Source organism: Pseudomonas sp. UW4, from assembly GCF_000316175.1.
In the GTDB taxonomy this organism is placed as follows: domain Bacteria; phylum Pseudomonadota; class Gammaproteobacteria; order Pseudomonadales; family Pseudomonadaceae; genus Aquipseudomonas; species Aquipseudomonas laurylsulfatiphila.
Window position 1 is genome coordinate 30,622 of the sequence record NC_019670.1, and the last position, 17,232, is coordinate 47,853.

The 17,232-nt window shown below is 59.5% G+C and carries 16 protein-coding genes and 1 pseudogene; 12 read left to right on the forward strand and 5 right to left on the reverse strand.

Annotation, left to right across the window (positions count from 1 at the left end):
• The first annotated feature begins 398 nt into the window (after positions 1–398).
• From PPUTUW4_RS00150 to PPUTUW4_RS00190, 9 genes are all read left to right on the forward strand, one after another.
• Complete coding sequence (locus tag PPUTUW4_RS00150) at positions 399–1,706, forward strand: CitMHS family transporter (protein ID WP_015092872.1); 1,308 nt, start codon at positions 399–401, stop codon at positions 1,704–1,706.
• Positions 1,707–1,791: 85 nt separating this feature from the next.
• Complete coding sequence (locus PPUTUW4_RS00155; protein WP_015092873.1) at positions 1,792–2,559, forward strand: TerC family protein; 768 nt, start codon at positions 1,792–1,794, stop codon at positions 2,557–2,559.
• A 293-nt stretch (positions 2,560–2,852) separates the two neighbouring features.
• Positions 2,853–4,511 carry a Na/Pi cotransporter family protein gene (locus PPUTUW4_RS00160; protein ID WP_015092874.1) on the forward strand — a complete coding sequence of 553 codons (1,659 nt, stop codon included), beginning with the start codon at positions 2,853–2,855 and terminating at the stop codon, positions 4,509–4,511.
• A 56-nt stretch (positions 4,512–4,567) separates the two neighbouring features.
• Complete coding sequence (locus PPUTUW4_RS00165; RefSeq protein ID WP_015092875.1) at positions 4,568–5,944, forward strand: insulinase family protein; 1,377 nt, start codon at positions 4,568–4,570, stop codon at positions 5,942–5,944.
• Positions 5,945–6,174: 230 nt separating this feature from the next.
• Positions 6,175–7,203, forward strand: coding sequence for a DUF5924 family protein (locus PPUTUW4_RS00170; protein WP_015092876.1), 1,029 nt, complete (start codon positions 6,175–6,177; stop codon positions 7,201–7,203).
• Positions 7,204–7,257: 54 nt separating this feature from the next.
• Positions 7,258–8,406, forward strand: coding sequence for an ABC transporter permease (locus PPUTUW4_RS00175; RefSeq protein WP_015092877.1), 1,149 nt, complete (start codon positions 7,258–7,260; stop codon positions 8,404–8,406).
• Complete coding sequence (locus tag PPUTUW4_RS00180; protein ID WP_015092878.1) at positions 8,403–9,206, forward strand: ATP-binding cassette domain-containing protein; 804 nt, start codon at positions 8,403–8,405, stop codon at positions 9,204–9,206. The genes PPUTUW4_RS00175 and PPUTUW4_RS00180 overlap by 4 nt, the downstream gene beginning before the upstream one ends.
• Position 9,207: 1 nt before the next feature.
• Entirely contained in the window at positions 9,208–10,146 is a 939-nt protein-coding gene (locus tag PPUTUW4_RS00185) for an MlaD family protein (RefSeq protein WP_015092879.1), read from the forward strand.
• Positions 10,143–10,769: an ABC-type transport auxiliary lipoprotein family protein gene (locus PPUTUW4_RS00190; protein WP_015092880.1), complete on the forward strand. Its 627-nt coding sequence runs from the start codon at positions 10,143–10,145 to the stop codon at positions 10,767–10,769. The genes PPUTUW4_RS00185 and PPUTUW4_RS00190 overlap by 4 nt, the downstream gene beginning before the upstream one ends.
• An 18-nt stretch (positions 10,770–10,787) precedes the next feature.
• Here the strand turns inward: PPUTUW4_RS00190 and PPUTUW4_RS30090 are convergent.
• The 3 genes and pseudogenes from PPUTUW4_RS30090 to PPUTUW4_RS00200 all read right to left on the reverse strand — a co-directional run.
• Positions 10,788–10,865 (reverse strand): annotated as a pseudogene (locus PPUTUW4_RS30090) (outer membrane lipoprotein carrier protein LolA); the annotation flags it as partial.
• A gap of 35 nt (positions 10,866–10,900) precedes the next feature.
• Complete coding sequence (locus tag PPUTUW4_RS00195; protein ID WP_015092881.1) at positions 10,901–11,548, reverse strand: HAD family hydrolase; 648 nt, start codon at positions 11,546–11,548, stop codon at positions 10,901–10,903.
• Positions 11,549–11,574: 26 nt separating this feature from the next.
• Positions 11,575–12,120 carry a gamma carbonic anhydrase family protein gene (locus PPUTUW4_RS00200; RefSeq protein ID WP_015092882.1) on the reverse strand — a complete coding sequence of 182 codons (546 nt, stop codon included), beginning with the start codon at positions 12,118–12,120 and terminating at the stop codon, positions 11,575–11,577.
• A gap of 88 nt (positions 12,121–12,208) precedes the next feature.
• On the opposite strand from PPUTUW4_RS00200, the gene prlC reads away from it, so the two are divergent.
• Both prlC and PPUTUW4_RS00210 read left to right on the forward strand, forming a co-directional pair.
• A complete protein-coding gene (gene prlC / locus PPUTUW4_RS00205) occupies positions 12,209–14,260 on the forward strand; it encodes an oligopeptidase A (RefSeq protein WP_007969832.1) in 2,052 nt (683 codons plus the stop codon).
• A complete protein-coding gene (locus PPUTUW4_RS00210; RefSeq protein ID WP_015092883.1) occupies positions 14,257–14,544 on the forward strand; it encodes a YheV family putative zinc ribbon protein in 288 nt (95 codons plus the stop codon). Before prlC ends, PPUTUW4_RS00210 begins: the two co-directional genes overlap by 4 nt.
• A 43-nt stretch (positions 14,545–14,587) precedes the next feature.
• Here PPUTUW4_RS00210 and PPUTUW4_RS00215 read toward each other — a convergent pair whose 3' ends face one another.
• On the reverse strand, positions 14,588–15,232 hold the full coding sequence (locus PPUTUW4_RS00215; protein ID WP_015092884.1) for a dual specificity protein phosphatase family protein: 645 nt from the start codon (positions 15,230–15,232) through the stop codon (positions 14,588–14,590).
• 241 nt (positions 15,233–15,473) lie between these two features.
• Positions 15,474–15,779 carry a hypothetical protein gene (locus tag PPUTUW4_RS00220; protein ID WP_015092885.1) on the reverse strand — a complete coding sequence of 102 codons (306 nt, stop codon included), beginning with the start codon at positions 15,777–15,779 and terminating at the stop codon, positions 15,474–15,476.
• A 209-nt stretch (positions 15,780–15,988) separates the two neighbouring features.
• Between PPUTUW4_RS00220 and PPUTUW4_RS00225 the strand changes: the two genes are divergently transcribed.
• Entirely contained in the window at positions 15,989–17,047 is a 1,059-nt protein-coding gene (locus PPUTUW4_RS00225; RefSeq protein WP_015092886.1) for a PA0069 family radical SAM protein, read from the forward strand.
• Positions 17,048–17,232: the final 185 nt, after the last annotated feature.

The following is a 17,232-nucleotide window of genomic DNA, read 5'->3' on the forward strand; positions in this document are numbered from 1 at the left end:
AATGACTGACGCCTTCGCGAGCAAGCCCGCTCCCACATTGGCTTTGTGTACGACACAGATCCAGTGTGGGAGCGGGCTTGCTCGCGAAGGCCGTAACCCGGTTCACCTCCCTGCCCCCGTCCGACGACCGGTCGTGCATCCGGTCAAAGCTTTCAACTGCGAAAGCTGGCTGAAAGCTTCCCCGATTAGGATCGCCGCCACTACCGGCAAAAGACCGGTGGCCAATGCGAGTGTTTGATTGCTCGAAAGGCCCATTTAACAACAACAATGGTGATTCTGATGCCCTCTCCTACCCGCCACTTCGCTGAGCCTCCGTCCGTACATCTCGTGCTTCCCGTTCTGCGCTGATCCCGCCCGATCCGCCCATTCCCTAGCCGCGCTACGCCTGGAGTACTCCCATGCTGACTTTCCTTGGCTTCGCCATGGTCATCACGTTCATGTTCCTGATCATGACCAAGCGCCTGTCTGCGCTGATCGCCCTGATCCTCATTCCAATCATCTTCGCCCTGTTCGGCGGCTTCGGCCCCAAAATCGGCCCGATGATGCTCGAAGGCATCACCAAGCTCGCGCCGACCGGCGTGATGCTGATGTTCGCTATCTTGTATTTCGCCCTGATGATCGACTCCGGCCTGTTCGACCCGGCCGTGCGCAAGATCCTCAAAATGGTCAAGGGCGACCCGCTGAAAGTTTCGGTCGGCACCGCTGTACTGGCGCTCGTCGTTTCCCTCGATGGTGACGGCGCGACCACTTACATGATCTGTGTGGCCGCCATGCTGCCGCTCTACAGCCGTATCGGCATGAGCCCGCGGATCATGGCCGGCCTGATCATCCTCGCCGGTGGCGTGATGAACATGACCCCATGGGGCGGTCCGACCGCCCGTGCCGCCAGCGCACTGCACGTGGACCCGTCGGCTATTTTCGTACCGATGATCCCGGCGATGCTGGCCGGTGTGGTGGCGATCCTGGCCATCGCTTACTTCTACGGCAAACGTGAACGTGCGCGCCTGGGTGAACTGCACCTGGTGGGCGATGAAGTCGACCACAGCGAAATCAGTGTTTCGCAGTTCCCGGATGCCCGTCGTCCGAAGCTGATATGGTTCAACGGCGCCCTGACGCTAGGCCTGATGTGTACCCTGATCGCCGGCCTGCTGCCGTTGCCGGTGTTGTTCATGGTGGCGTTCAGTATCGCCATGATCGTCAACTATCCTTGCCTGCAACAGCAGAAGGATCGCGTTGCGGCTCACGCCGGTAGCGTACTGGCCGTGGTCGGGCTGATCTTTGCGGCCGGCATCTTCACAGGTATCCTGACGGGCACCGGCATGGTCGATGCCATGTCGAAAAGTCTGTTGTCGGTGATTCCGGATTTCCTCGGCCCGTACCTGGCAGTGATCACGGCGCTGGTAAGCATGCCGTTCACCTTCTTCATGTCGAACGATGCATTTTATTACGGCGTGTTACCAGTACTTGCCGAAGCCGCCAGTCACTACGGTATAACCGCAGTGGAAATGGCACGTGCCTCGATCGTCGGTCAGCCCGTCCACCTGTTGAGCCCGCTGGTTCCATCGACCTATCTGTTGGTGGCCCTGGCCGGTATCGATTTCGGTGACCACCAGCGCTTCACCCTGAAGTGGGCAGTGCTGGTTTGTATCTGCATACTGATTGCTGCACTGCTGTTGGGGACTTTCCCGATGTTCAGCACCCTATAAGCCCAAGACTCACCACTTCGGGTCCAGGCTTCGCTGTTTGAAGCCCGGGCCCTTTGTGGTTTAACAATCGCTCAAAGGAATACACATGGAATGGCTGACCAACCCTGAAATCTGGGTTGCCTTCTTAACCCTGACCGCCCTGGAAATCGTCCTGGGCATCGATAACATCATCATGATTTCGATCCTGGTCAGCCGCATGCCCAAACACATGCAGGCGCGCACCCGGATTTTCGGTCTGGCGCTGGCCATGATCACGCGAATTCTGCTCCTGCTGTCGATCACCTGGGTCATGCGCCTGACCGACGACCTGTTCGTCATGTTCGGCCAGGGCATCTCCGGACGTGACCTGATCCTGTTCTTCGGTGGTCTGTTCCTGCTGTGGAAGAGCTCGCAAGAGATGTACCACGCCCTGGAAGGTGAAGACGAAACCAACGAAGAGCCTTCGGGCAAGGGCGGCAACTTCCTCTACACCATCATCCAGATCGCGATCATCGACATCGTGTTCTCCCTGGACTCGGTCATCACAGCGGTCGGCATGGTCTCCCACGTACCGGTCATGGTCGCGGCGATCATCGTGGCGGTGTTGGTGATGATGTGGGCTTCCGGCACCATCAGCGAGTTCATCGACAAGCACCCGTCGCTGAAGATGCTGGCGCTGTCGTTCCTGTTGATCGTCGGCACCGTGCTGATTGCCGAATCCCTGGACGTGCACGTGCCAAAAGGCTACGTCTACTTCGCCATGGCGTTCTCGCTGGCGGTGGAAGCGATCAACATCAAGATGCGCACTGCCATTGCGAAAAAGAAGAAACAGCAGGATCCGGTAAAACTGCGCAAGGACATTCCGGGCCAGTAACCCTGTAGCGCTAAATACGCAAAACCTGTGGGAGCGAGCTTGCTCGCGATGGCGGTCCGTCAGTCAACATCGATGTTGGATCTGATGGCCTCATCGCGAGCAAGCTCGCTCCCACAGTGCTTTGAGTGGCTGGAAGATCGCCGTTTTCATGACAGTTTTGTTTCAAACCCTTCTTTGGCTATGCGATGCTGGCGCGCAGACCGTTAGCCAACTACAGCTTAAGTACAGAACGTAGAACGTCGCGCGGTACCGTTAACTTGCTCCTTTGGGGCGCTACACCACAGGGGGTCATTATGCTCACCCTGCTCAATTTGCTTTCCGCCGTGGCCCTGCTGATCTGGGGCACGCACATCGTCCGAACCGGCATCCTGCGGGTCTACGGCACCAATTTGCGCCATGTCATCAGCCATAACATGGCCAACCGCTGGCTGGCTTTCGCCTCCGGGATCGCCGTGACGGCGATGGTCCAGAGTAGCAACGCCACTGCCATGCTCGTTACCTCCTTTGTCGGCCAGGGCCTGATGACGCTGACCCCGGCGCTGGCCACCATGCTTGGCGCAGACGTCGGTACGGCGCTGATGGCGCGGGTGCTGACGTTCGATCTGTCGTGGCTGTCGCCATTGCTGATTTTTGTCGGGGTGATTTTCTTTTTGTCACGCAAGCAGACCCGGCTCGGGCAGTTGGGCCGTGTCGCCATTGGCTTGGGGTTGATCATTCTGGCGCTGCAACTGATTGTCGAGGCGGCGCATCCGATTACCCATGCCAAAGGGGTGAAGGTGATTTTCGCCTCACTTACCGGTGACATCCTGCTCGACGCCTTGGTCGGGGCGCTGTTCGCGATGATTTCCTATTCCAGCCTGGCCGCCGTGCTGCTGACCGCGACCCTGGCGGGTGCCAACGTGATCAGCCTGCCGGTGGCCATCGGGCTGGTGATCGGCGCCAATATAGGCAGCGGCATACTCGCCTTCCTCAGCACCAGCATGCAGAACGCCGCCGGACGCCAAGTGGCGTTGGGTAGCCTGCTGTACAAACTGATTGGTCTTTTATTGATCATTCCGGTGCTCGACCCTCTGGTGCACTGGCTCGATGGCCTGGATTTCAGTCCTCAGGAAATGGTCATTGGCTTTCACCTGCTCTACAACACCGTGCGTTGCCTGATCCTGCTGCCCAGTCTCGAACCGATGGCCAGGTTTTGCGCCTGGGTGTTGCCGGAGCGCCCGCTGGCCAACGGCACGGCCAAGCCCCGGCATCTTGACCCCACGGCGTTGGTCACGCCCGGTCTGGCGCTGGCCAACGCGGCTCGGGAAACCTTGCGCATGGGCGACCTGATCGACAACATGCTCGAAGCCATGCTCGACGTGTTGCATGGCAAGCAAACCGCAGTCACCCAGGAAGTCCGCCGCCTGAGCGACGATGTCGAAGCGCTCTACAGCGCGATCAAGTTGTACCTGGCGCAAATGCCCCGGGAAGACCTCAGCGATCAGGACAGCCGGCGCTGGGCGGAAATCATTGAGCTGGCGATCAACCTGAAGCTCTCCAGTGACTTGATCGAACGCATGCTGCGCAAGATTCAGCAGCAGAAAACCTCGCAGCGCCGGTCGTTTTCCGACGTCGGGCTGGAGGAACTGACCGGACTGCACACTCAGTTGATTTCCAGCCTGCGACTCGGGATGTCGGTGTTTCTCAGTGGTGACCCGGAAAGTGCGCGCCAACTGGTGCGTGAAAAACGTCGTTTCCGCGCACAGGAACGGCGCCTGGCCCACGCTCATGTCAGCCGTTTGCAACGTAAAATCGTGCAAAGTATCGAAACCAGTTCGTTGCACCTGGAGCTGATCGCCGACATGAAGCGTCTGAATTCGCTGTTTTGCAGCAGTGCCTACGTGGTGCTGGAAACATCGGACACCGGTGCGCTGGTGGTCGACGATTTGAGCGACATCACTCATTCACCCTGAACGTCCACAGTCGCCTGAAGTCTGTTGAACTTACGCTGGTCGTATGGAAGCTTGTTATGCGTTGTCTGTTGTTCGCCTGCCTGTTGCTTGGTTCACTCCCGTCATTCGCCCTGGATCGCTTTCAGGTCGAGGGCTACACGCTGCGCAATGGCTTGCAGTTGCTGCTCAAACCCGGCACTGATCGCGGGCATGTGGCAATCCGGCTGGTGGTCGGCGTTGGCCTGGACGATTTCGGCTGCGAAGAAAAGGAATTGCCGCATCTGCTGGAACACCTGTTGTTCAGCGGCATCGACGCCAGTGGCGAAGGTGGCCTGGAGGAGCGCATGCAGGCCTTGGGCGGTGAGTGGAATGCCTTCACCAGCAATGCCGATACGACTTTCGTCATCGAAGCCCCGGCGAAAAACCAGCGAAAGGTACTCGACCTGTTGCTGGCGCTGCTGACCCAGACCCGCTTCGACGACAGCGCGATCAACGCGGCCAAGCAAGTGGTCGAGCGTGAAGATGGCGGCCACTACTCGCACCTGCAACGCTGGCTCGATCGTCAGGACCTCGGCCACACGGCCAGCAACCAGTTGGCCGTCGAGTTGGGCCTCAAATGCCCGGAGCGTGCGCAAGTCGATGGCCTGACCCGTGAACAACTGGAACAGGTGCGCAAGGACTGGTATGCGCCGAACAACATGACCCTGATCGTGGTCGGCGACCTCGACAAGTTGCTGCCAGCCTATCTGGAGCGGGCCTATGGCGCGCTGGAAGCGATCACCCCCGGCGAGCATCCGCCGCTACCGCAAATCCAGGCCAGCGCCGCCCATGAGCGCACCTTGCCCCGTGGTCTGGTCGGCAACGGCGCCAAGTTGCACTGGCTGGTGCCGGAGCCGGTGCTGGAAGATGGGCACGACCAGACCTTCGGTTTACTCAAGGACTATCTGGATTGGGCGCTCTATCGCCAGCTGCGCCTGGCTCATGGTTTGTCCTACGGCCCGTGGGCGGAGCGCGAAGTGTTCGGCGGCGTGGGTTTCATGAGCCTCAATGCCGACCTTGAGCGTGACGACGTGCCCGAGGCCGAACAAGTGCTCGACGACTTGAAGGCCGGACTGCTCAGGGACGGCCTCAATGCCGACACCTTCAACCGCCTGAAGCAGGCTGCGATCGCCCGCCAGGCCTGGGCCGCACAAGGCAACAGTGCGTTGGCCGACTACTATTGGAGCGCGATCGGAAACTACGAGGACGGCCGTTTCGCCAACCCGTCCAGGGAGCTGCAAGGGGTGACGCTGGAAGAGGCGAACAAGGCCGTGCGTGAACTGCTGTTGCAGCCGGGGTATTTGCGGATCGAGAAGCCGTTGTTCAGCTATGACCAGTTGATGTGGTTGGTGGTTGGTGGGGTGGGCTTGATCGTGTTGATGCTGGTGGGATGGCGTTTGCATCGCAGGAAGTAACTATTCTGTTTGGCAAGAAAACTCCTTGTGGGAAACACAATCCTCTGTGGGAGCGAGCTTGCTCGCGATGAGGCCATGTCATTCACATCAAAGTTGACTGATCCGCCGCCATCGCGAGCAGACTCGCTCCCACAGGTTGCGTGGTGCAACTGACCGCAAACTCTCGCCACAGCGCCGCACCAGCGGTACCCTGTCGAGGTTTTTTCCTACAACCACTGTGAAACCGCCGAATGCAAAATCTGCCCCGTTTCGTACAGCGCATCCTCGAATTGATGAAGCGCTACCCCGGGGTCATTGCGCTTGCTGGTTTCATCTCCGGGGTAGGCAGTTTCATCCTGGTCGATCGCCAGCAAGGCCTGGCGAGCTGGATCACCACCATCATGCTGATCAGCTGGATCTGGCTGATGCTGGAGAACACCCTGACCAAGTTGTTCACACGCATTTTCAAGCGCGAAATCCCGGAACCCTTGCTGCGTTACGCAACGCAGATGATCCATCAGGAAAGCCTGTTTTTTGTCCTGCCGTTCTTCTTCATCACCACGACGTGGAACAGCGGCCAGTTGTTTTTCACCGGGCTGCTGGGCGTCGCGGCACTGATTTCGATCATCGACCCGCTGTACTACAAGTGGCTGGCGCCACGACGCTGGGCATTTCTGGCTCTGCACACCCTGACCCTGTTCGCCGCGCTGCTCACCGCGTTGCCGGTGATCATGCACCTGACCACAGCGCAAAGTTTCAAATGGGCACTGGGTATCTCGGTGCTGCTGTCGTTCCCGAGCCTGGCGTCGATCTTCCCGATTCGTACCCTGCGCAGTGCACTGGCGATTTTGAGTATCACTCTGGGCATTGGCGCCGTCGGGTGGGGGTTGCGCTCGTGGGTGCCACCGGCGACGCTGTGGATGACCGACGTGGCCATCAGTACGCAGATGCAGGACCGCACGCCTGGCGCCAGCCTCGACGAAGTCAGTGCCGAGCAGATTCGCAACGGCGGGCTTTACGCCTACACCGCGATCAATGCCCCGCGTGGCCTGGACGAGCGGATTTATCACGTCTGGCAGTTCAACGGCAAAGAGGTCGACCGTATCCCTCTGGATATTCGTGGCGGGCGCAAGGAAGGTTACCGGGCCTGGACCCACAAGCAGAATTTCCCGGGCAACCCGGCCGGCAAATGGCAGGTCCGGGTGCTGACCGAAGATGGCCAGGTCATCGGCGTGCTGCGTTTCAAGGTCAAGGACAGCACAGCGATCAAAGAAAAGTAGTGCGGTTCGTGCTATTACGTAGAGCTGCCTAATCACTGAACAAGCACGGAGCTTATGATCAGCAGCACGATGGCCGGCAATGCCCAGTTGGACACGTCGCTCACTCCTGCACGGTTGCGGGTGACGGGCGACTGGACGCTTGCCCATTACGCTGACCTCAAGCTGTTGAGCGAAAAACTCCACGGCCAGTACGACACCAACACCCCCATTGACCTCAATGGTCTCGGCGCCCTCGACACCGCCGGCGCCTCGCTGTTGGTTGAGTTGCTCGGCTCCGAGCGCCTCGGTCGCTCCGCCGAACATCCTGATTGCACGCTCTCCGCCGCTGATCGGGCGTTGCTGCAAACCGTCTACTGCTCGTTGACCGATTTCTGCGTACCTATCAAGGAACCGGAAGTCAGCGTTTCCATTCAGTTGCTGACCCGCATTGGCCGCGCGGTGGACACCGTCTGGCAGGACACCCTGCAACTGCTGGGTTTCGTTGGCCTGATCATCGAAACCATCGCCCGCGGCCTGTTCCGTCCCAAGCGCTGGCGCGTCACGCCGATGATCGCCCACATCGAACAGACCGGTCTCGACGCCGCGCCCATCGTTGCCCTGCTGACTTTTCTGGTGGGCGCCGTGGTGGCGTTCCTCGGGTCGACGGTGTTGGCCACCTTCGGCGCCACGGTCTTCACCGTGGACCTGGTGGGATTTGCCTTCCTGCGTGAATTCGGTGTGTTGCTGACGGCAATCCTGATGGCCGGGCGCACCGCCAGTGCGTTCACGGCGCAAATCGGTTCGATGAAGGCCAACGAGGAAATCGACGCCATCCGCACTTTGGGCCTCGACCCCGTGGAGTTGCTGGTGGTGCCGCGGGTCCTGGCGTTGCTGATCGCCCTGCCGATGCTGACCTTTCTGGCGATGCTGTCGGGGATTATCGGCGGCGCGGTGGTCTGTGCGGTGAAGCTGGATATCTCGCCGGCGATGTTCATCTCGCTGTTGCAATCGGACATCGGCGTTCAGCACTTTCTGGTGGGGATCGTCAAAGCCCCGATCTTCGCCTTCCTCATCGCCGCCATCGGTTGCCTCGAAGGCTTCAAGGTCAGTGGTAGCGCTGAATCTGTGGGCGCGCACACCACGTCGAGTGTGGTGCAGTCGATTTTCGTGGTGATCGTGATGGATGCGGTCGCCGCGATGTTTTTCATGGAGATGGGTTGGTGAGTCGTATCCCCAGAGCGCCCTCCGAGGCGGTGATTGAAGTCCGTGGACTGTGCAACCGCTTTGGAAGCCAGAGCGTGCACGAAAACCTCGACCTGGATTTGTACAAGGGTGAAATCCTCGCCGTGGTCGGCGGCTCCGGCAGCGGCAAATCGGTGCTGCTGCGCAGCATTGTCGGGCTGCGCCAACCCAGCGAAGGGGTGGTGAAAGTCTTCGGCAAGAATCTGCCGACCTTGCCGGAGCACGAGCGCTCGCTGGTGGAACGGCGATTCGGCGTGCTGTTCCAGAAAGGCGCGCTGTTCTCTTCGCTCACCGTGACCGAGAACGTCGCCCTGCCACTGATCGAGCACGCAGGCCTGAGCCGCAACGACGCCGAGCATCTGGCGGCAGTGAAAATGGCCCTGGCCGGATTGCCGCTGTCGGCAGCAGAGAAGTACCCGGCGTCGCTGTCCGGCGGCATGATCAAGCGTGCCGCACTGGCCCGGGCATTGGCGCTGGACCCGGACATCCTGTTTCTCGACGAGCCCACCGCCGGTCTCGACCCGATCGGTGCTGCCGCGTTCGACCAATTGATCCTGACCCTGCGCGATGCCCTGGGCCTGAGTGTCTTTCTGGTGACCCACGACCTGGACACGCTCTACACCATCACCGACCGGGTGGCGGTGCTGGCGCAGAAAAAGGTGCTGGTGGCGGACGCCATCGACAAGGTCTCCGAAACCAACGATCCGTGGATTCACGAATACTTCCATGGCCCTCGCGGCCGCGCGGCGTTGACGGCCGCCCAACAGCTCAACGAGGTCTGACATGGAAACCCGAGCCCATCATGTATTGATCGGCCTGTTCACCGTGATTGTGGTGACGGCCGCGCTGTTGTTCGGTTTGTGGCTGGCCAAGTCCAGTGTCGACACCGAGTTCAAGGACTACGAGGTCGTATTCAACGAGGCGGTCAGCGGTTTGTCCAAGGGCAGCTCGGTGCAGTACAGCGGGATCAAGGTCGGCGATGTGATCTCGCTGCGCCTGGACCCGAAAGACCCGCGCCGGGTGTTGGCGCGAATTCGCCTGGCCGGCGATACCCCGGTCAAGGAAGACACCCAGGCCAAACTGGCCCTGACCGGCGTTACCGGGACCTCGATCATCCAGCTCAGCGGCGGCACGCCACAGAGCCCGACGCTCAAGGGCAAGGACGGCAAACTGCCGACCATTGTCGCCTCGCCCTCGCCCATCGCCCGCCTGCTCAATGACAGCGAAGACCTGATGGCCGGGGTGAGCACGCTGATGCATAACGCCAACCTGATGTTCTCCACGGAAAACATCGCGCGCATCAGCAACACCCTGGAGCATCTGGAGCAAACCACCGGAACCATTGCCGATCAGCGTGGGGATATCCACCAGGCCATGCAGCAATTGGCTTCGGTGGGCAAACAGGCCAACAACATGCTGGAGCAGACCACGACGCTGATGCGTAACGCCAACGGGCTGCTCAATGAGCATGGCAAGGAAGCGTTGGGCAGTGCCGAGCAGGCGATGAAGTCGCTACAGGAGAGTAGCGCCACCCTCAACAAACTGATCAGCGCCAATCAGGAGTCGCTCAACAGCGGCATGCAAGGCCTCAATGGCCTGGGCCCGGCCGTGCGCGAGATGCGCGAAACCCTGTCGTCGTTGCGCGTCATTACCAAACGTCTGGAGGCCGACCCCAGCGGTTACCTGCTGGGCAGTGACAAGACCAAGGAATTCACGCCATGAAGCTGATCCGGATTGCCCTCCTCGCTGGCTTCACGCTGATCGGCTCGTGCTCGATCCTACCCAAGCCAGAGCTTTTCGAGGTCTATCGATTGCCCTCAGCCCAGAGCAGCACGGCGGCCAGTCATGGCACGCCGCAGCATTGGTCGCTGCGCCTGACCAAGTTCCAGTCCAGTGAAGCGTTGAACAGTCCGAACATTGCAGTCATTCCTCAGGGCGACGTGATCAGCCACTACAAGGGCTCGCGCTGGAGCGACCCGGCGCCGGTGCTGGTGCGCAATCGCCTGTTGCAAGGTTTCCAGCATGACGGACGGGTGTCGTTATTGAGCACCGATGACAGCATTTTCCAGACCGATCTTGAATTGGGCGGCAGCCTGCAGGCTTTCCAGACTGAATACCTGGGTACGAGTGCCAGCGTGGTCGTGCGTCTGGATGCATTGCTGGTGCGCAGTTACGACCAGCGAATCCTCGCCAGTCGCCGCTTCGAAGTGCACCAGCCGTTGAGCAATGTGCAGGTCCCGGCGGTGGTGGCCGGGTTCGGTCAGGCGAATGATCAGTTGACCGCGCAAGTGGTGAGCTGGGCGGTGGAGCAAGGACAGAGACTGGCGCCACCACCTCGACCATGAAGGCCTGCGCAATTCCTTTGTAGGAGCGAGCTTGCTCGCGAAAAACCTGAGAGCGCCGCGGGGCGTCAGGCTTCCAGCGTTATCGTTCACGACCATCGCGAGCAGGCTCGCTCCTACAGGGAGACGTCGTATCAGCGCAAAAACGCCTGATGCAACTCAGCCAGCGTTTCAAAGTGATACGCCGGCGCTTCGGCGCTCAGTTCTTCGTGGCTGCCGAACCCGTAACCCACCGCCACCGCATCCAGGCCATTGCTGCGCGCGCCGATCAGGTCGTGCTTGCGGTCGCCGATCATCAGGGTATTGGCCGGGTCCAGATTTTCTTCGGCCATCAGGTGAGCGATCAGATCGACCTTGTTGGTCCGGGTGCCATCCAGTTCGCTGCCGTAAATCACCTTGAAGTGCCTGGCAAAATCGAAATGCCGGGCGATTTCACGAGCGAACACCCAGGGTTTCGAGGTCGCGATGTACAGCTGCCGGCCTTGTTCGCTCAGGGTTTCCAGTAGCGGCGTGACGCCGTCGAACACACGGTTCTCGTAGAGTCCGGTGACCTTGAAGCGTTCGCGGTAGAAATTCACCGCCTCCCACGCCCTGGCTTCATCGAAGTCGTAGAACTGCATGAAGGCCTGCAACAGTGGCGGGCCGATGAAGTGTTCGAGTTTGCCCAGATCCGGTTCATCGATACCCAGTTTGCCCAAGGCGAACTGGATCGAACGGGTGATGCCCTCGCGCGGGTCGGTCAGGGTGCCATCGAGGTCGAACAAAACGGTTTGGTAATGCATGTTGAGTCCTGAATAAGGGAGCCAGGTCAAAGCTGGTCGTAGCCTTCGGCCAGATGCAGGTCCTTGAGCTTCACGTAGTTCGCCGCGCTGTAGGTGAAAAAGGCGCGCTCCTTGTCCGTCAGCGGGCGGATCTGCTTTACCGGGCTGCCCACATACAGGAAGCCGCTTTGCAGGTGCTTGCCCGGTGGCACCAGGCTGCCGGCACCGATGATCACGTCATCGTCGACAACGGCGCCGTCCATGACAATGCTGCCCATGCCGATCAACACCCGGCTGCCCACCGAACAGCCATGCAGCATGACCTTGTGGGCGATGGTCACGTCATCGCCGATCAGCAACGGAAAGCCTTCAGGGTTGAACGGACCGGCGTGGGTGATGTGCAACACGCAGCCATCCTGCACGCTGGTGCGCGCGCCGATGCGGATGCGGTGCATGTCGCCACGGATCACCGTCAGCGGCCAGACCGAGCTGTCTTCGCCGATTTCAACGTCGCCGATCACCACGGCCGAGCCATCGACAAAAGCGCCTTTACCCAGCAGCGGCGTGTGGTTCTGATACTTGCGAAGGTTCACGATAGGGTTTCTCTCTGTTGCTGATAGCTGCGGTGAACGTCGATTGTAATTAAGATGGCTGCATGTTTCTCCAGCCAAGGTATCAACCGTGAGCGTGAACAACCCTCTTTTGCAGTCCTATGACCTGCCGCCGTTCTCCGCCATCCGCGCCGAACACGTACAACCGGCCATTGAACAGATCCTGGCTGACAACCGCGCCGCCATCGTCGAGATCCTCAAGACCCAGGCCAAGCAGCCAACGTGGGCCGGCCTGGTGCTGGCGATGGACGAACTCAACGACCGCCTGGGTGCCGCCTGGAGCCCGGTCAGCCACCTCAATGCCGTGTGCAACAGCGCCGAACTGCGTGAAGCCTACGAGTCGTGCCTGCCTGCCTTGAGCGCCTACTCCACCGAAATGGGCCAGAACCGCGAACTGTTCCAGGCCTTCGAAGCCCTGGCCAGCAGTCCTGAAGCCGCCGGTTTCGACGTGGCGCAGAAAACCATCCTGGAACACTCCCTGCGTGACTTCCGTCTGTCGGGTATCGACCTGCCGGAAGCCGAACAGAAACGTTACGCCGAAGTGCAGAGCAAGCTGTCGGAACTGGGCAGCCGTTTCTCCAACCAGTTGCTCGATGCCACTCAGGCGTGGACCAAGCACGTCACCGATGAAGCCGCCCTCGCCGGCCTGACCGATTCGGCCAAGGCGCAAATGGCTGCCGCGGCACAGGCCAAGGACCTGGACGGCTGGCTGATCACCCTGGAATTCCCGAGCTATTACGCGGTGATGACCTATGCCCAGGACCGCGCACTGCGCGAAGAGGTCTACGCGGCTTACTGCACCCGTGCGTCGGACCAGGGACCGAATGCCGGCCAGAACGACAACGGCCCGGTCATGGAAGAAATCCTCGATCTGCGCCAGGAGTTGGCAAAGCTGTTGGGGTTCAGCAGTTTCTCCGAGCTGAGCCTGGCGACCAAAATGGCTGAGTCCAGCGATCAGGTGCTGAGCTTCCTGCGCGACCTGGCCAAGCGCAGCAAGCCGTTCGCCGCCCAGGATCTGGAACAGCTCAAGGCCTACGCGGCCGAGCAAGGTTGCCCGGACCTGCAAAGCTGGGACAGCGGTTTCTACGGTGAAAAGCTCCGCGAACAGCGTTACAGCGTGGCTCAGGAAGCCCTGCGTGCCTACTTCCCGATCGACAAGGTGCTCAGCGGCCTGTTCGCCATCGTCCAGCGCCTGTACGGCATCGAGATTGCCGAACTCAAAGGCTTCGACACCTGGCACCCGGATGTGCGCCTGTTCGAAATCAAGGAAAACGGCCAGCACGTCGGCCGCTTCTTTTTCGACCTCTACGCTCGCGCCAACAAGCGCGGTGGTGCCTGGATGGATGGCGCCCGCGACCGTCGCCGCACGGCTGGTGGCGTGCTGCAAAGCCCGGTGGCGAACCTGGTGTGCAACTTCACCCCGGCTGACAGCGGTAAGCCTGCGCTGCTGACCCACGATGAAGTCACTACCCTGTTCCATGAATTCGGTCACGGCCTGCATCACCTGCTGACCCGCGTCGAGCATGCTGGCGTGTCCGGCATCAACGGTGTGGCCTGGGATGCCGTCGAACTGCCAAGTCAGTTCATGGAGAACTGGTGCTGGGAGCCGGAAGGCCTGGCGCTGATTTCCGGTCATTACGAAACCGGCGAGCCACTGCCTCAGGACTTGCTCGGGAAAATGCTCGCGGCGAAAAACTTCCAGTCCGGCCTGATGATGGTCCGCCAACTGGAATTCTCGCTGTTCGACTTCGAACTGCACGCCACCCACGGCGATGGTCGCAGTGTGCTGCAAGTGCTCGAAGGCGTGCGCGACGAGGTCTCGGTGATGCGTCCGCCGGCCTACAACCGCTTCCCCAACAGCTTTGCGCACATCTTCGCCGGCGGTTATGCCGCGGGGTACTACAGCTATAAATGGGCTGAAGTGCTCTCGGCCGATGCGTTCTCGAAGTTTGAAGAAGAAGGCGTGCTGAACGCCGACACCGGTCGTGCTTTCCGCGAAGCGATCCTGGCCCGTGGCGGTTCCCAGGAGCCGATGGTGCTGTTCGTCGACTTCCGTGGCCGTGAGCCATCGATTGACGCACTCTTGCGCCACAGCGGCCTGAGTGAGGACGCGGCAGCATGAGTGAGGGGCCTGTGATTACGAAAAAACGCTTTATCGCCGGGGCGGTCTGCCCGGCATGCAGCGAGCCGGACAAGTTGATGATGTGGAACGAAGACCAGGTCCCGCACCGGGAGTGCGTGGCCTGCGGATATTCCGACACACTCAATGAGCAAGGGCTGTCGGTGCCCAAGGAGCTCGGCACGAGGGTCAATACCACCGTGGCCAAAGCCCCGGACACCAAGGTTCAGGCGGTCCAGTTCTTCCCGAATCCGAAGCTGAAGAAAAAGCCCGACGAACAGCACTGAGTGAGAAAAAAGCCCCCGTTGCTCCATGCAACGGGGGCTTTTTTTATTCGATATGCGCGGACTTGAACCAGCTCTTCATCGAGCACGCGGCGAACGGGCTGGTGCTGCAATCGCCATTGGCCAGGGCCGTGCGCAGTTTGTCGACATCGACCTGCATCATGTAGCGGATGCCGTCCTTGAAGTGGGTACTGTCACCAAAGTCGCCCTCGGTCATTTCGTTCAGGGCCTCTTCCTTGCTCCAGCCCTGGATGACAACCCGGTACATGGCCGCCATCAGGCCGGTACGGTCAGAGCCGTGTTTGCAGTGCATCAGCACCGGGCCTTTGGCTTCGGCAGACTGGATGGCGCGCAAGGCCTTGAGCACATCGGCGTCATCCACATGGTTGGTGCGATAAGGCAGCTGCACTTGCGTGATGCCTGGTGTGGACAACCAACTGGAGTCCGCTTCAGGCAAAAAGTTGATCACTGTACCGACCTTGAGTTTCTCCAGCAGCGGCACTGCGTCCTTGTCCGGCAAGGCGCTGCGGTAGAGGGTTGGCGACATTTGAAAGAGGTTGTATTGCTTCTCGATCGGTTGAGCCCAATCTGCCGGACGGTGCATCGCGCTGTTGTCAGCAAATGCCGGTGTCAGGTTAACAAGTGCAATGAGCGACAGGCATATTGCAGATATGAATCGTGGTAAGGGCATGCTTGAGCGACCGTTCTGAAAGGCACGGGAAGATGCTGGCAAGGATCAGCCACGCCCGGTCAAAGGCCTGTAAGAGGGCTGTCAAAGAATCGTGAAGCTGACGGGATAATGAATGTTTCATCAAGGATCGAGCCTCGCTCATTGAAAGTGCATTGTTATAGGCGACAAAAAATCAAACCCGATCGATTATTAACTTCGACCGGACCTGATTAATAAAAATATATTTTCCTGGATCTTAGATTCAAGGTTTCGCAATACCGGCGTACGCTTTGGCCAGAGCCAGCAGTTTTTCCTTATCCTCGGAATTCATGGTCCCGTTACCATCAATATCTTTGTCGACACTGCCGATACTAAAAGACTGGCCGCCGTCGTATGAGGACGCAATCAGTGTGGTGGAGTCCAGCAAAGAGGTGGTCGCGACCGAGTTTTCTTCATCCCAACCTTCTTCCTTGAGTGCGAACTGCATTGATACTAGTACTTCATCGGGGTCGACTACAGTCGGTCCAAGTTTTTGCAAAAATATACCGCGGCGATTAAAAAACGACATAAATAAATCCTTTTATAGAATATCGGTGTTTATGTTTTGCAGCGAAAAAAATGGTACATGCGGCTTTGTCGAAACAGCCAGGCTTTATATGTTTCTCCCGGTTGCTTCACGCAAGCGTGCATGACAAATAATCAGAAAGTGCCGAACGGTGCTGGTCGAGTGGTTTTGATCGATGTACTGTATGCGCATACAGTAATCGGGTGTTTCTCATGCACACGCCATTTCCTCCCCGTGGCCGCGGCACTGCGACCAACCCGCACAACCGTTTCGCCCCCAGTCATTCGGTGGCCGAAGACGACGGCTGGTATCAGGAGGTGCCGCTCACTCATGGCACCGAGGTGCGCATTGAAACGGCGAAAACCATCATCACCCGCAACACGTCACCGGACTTGCCCTTCGATCGCTCGATCAACCCCTATCGCGGCTGCGAGCACGGTTGTATTTATTGCTATGCGCGCCCCAGTCATGCCTATTGGGACATGTCGCCCGGACTGGATTTTGAGACAAAACTGATCGCCAAGACCAACGCCGTGGACGTGCTGGAGGAGCAGTTGTCCAAACGTGGCTATCAATGTGCACCGATCAACCTCGGCTCCAACACCGACCCCTATCAGCCGATTGAGCGTGAATACAGGATCACCCGTCGAACCCTCGAAGTACTTCTGCGCTACCGGCACCCGGTGACCATCGTGACCAAGGGCTCGCTGATTCTTCGTGACCTGGACCTGCTGACCGAGCTCGCCAGCCAAAGACTGGTGGCGGTCATGATCAGCCTGACCACGCTGGACGACGAACTCAAGCGCATCCTCGAACCCCGCGCCGCAGCGCCCAAGGCGCGGCTGCGGGCGATCAGGGTCATGCGCGAGGCGGATATCCCGGTCGGCGTTCTGTGTTCACCGATGATCCCGATGATCAACGACAGCGAACTCGAAAGTCTGCTCACTGAGGCCCATGCGGCCGGGGCGCAGAGTGCCGCCTACATGATGCTGCGCTTGCCGCTTGAAGTGGCGCCTCTGTTCGAGGAATGGTTGGCGACCCACTACCCTCAACGAGCGACGCATGTGCTGAGCCTGATTCGCCAAAGCCGTGGCGGTGAACTCTACGACAGCCGCTTTGGCGCTCGAATGCGCGGCGAAGGTCCCTTCGCCGACCTGCTTGCACAGCGCTTTGCCAAAACCATCAAGCGCCTGGGGCTCAATCACCGGGAAGGCTTTGACCTGGACTGCAATGCCTTTTGTCCGCCCGGTCGCCAAATGTCGTTGATTTGAGGACAATTGGCCTATGGTTGAGTACTGAAGATCGCGCTCGCGCCTTAGGCTAGTCACGTTTTTTGTGACCTGGAACACGCATTCTAGAGCGTTTTATTCAGTTTCAATTAAGATTCGGCCGCTACCTTGTTCATCGAGTGACTGATGGGTCGAGATGTTTGGCCTGGATGTTTTTTAACCAGCCA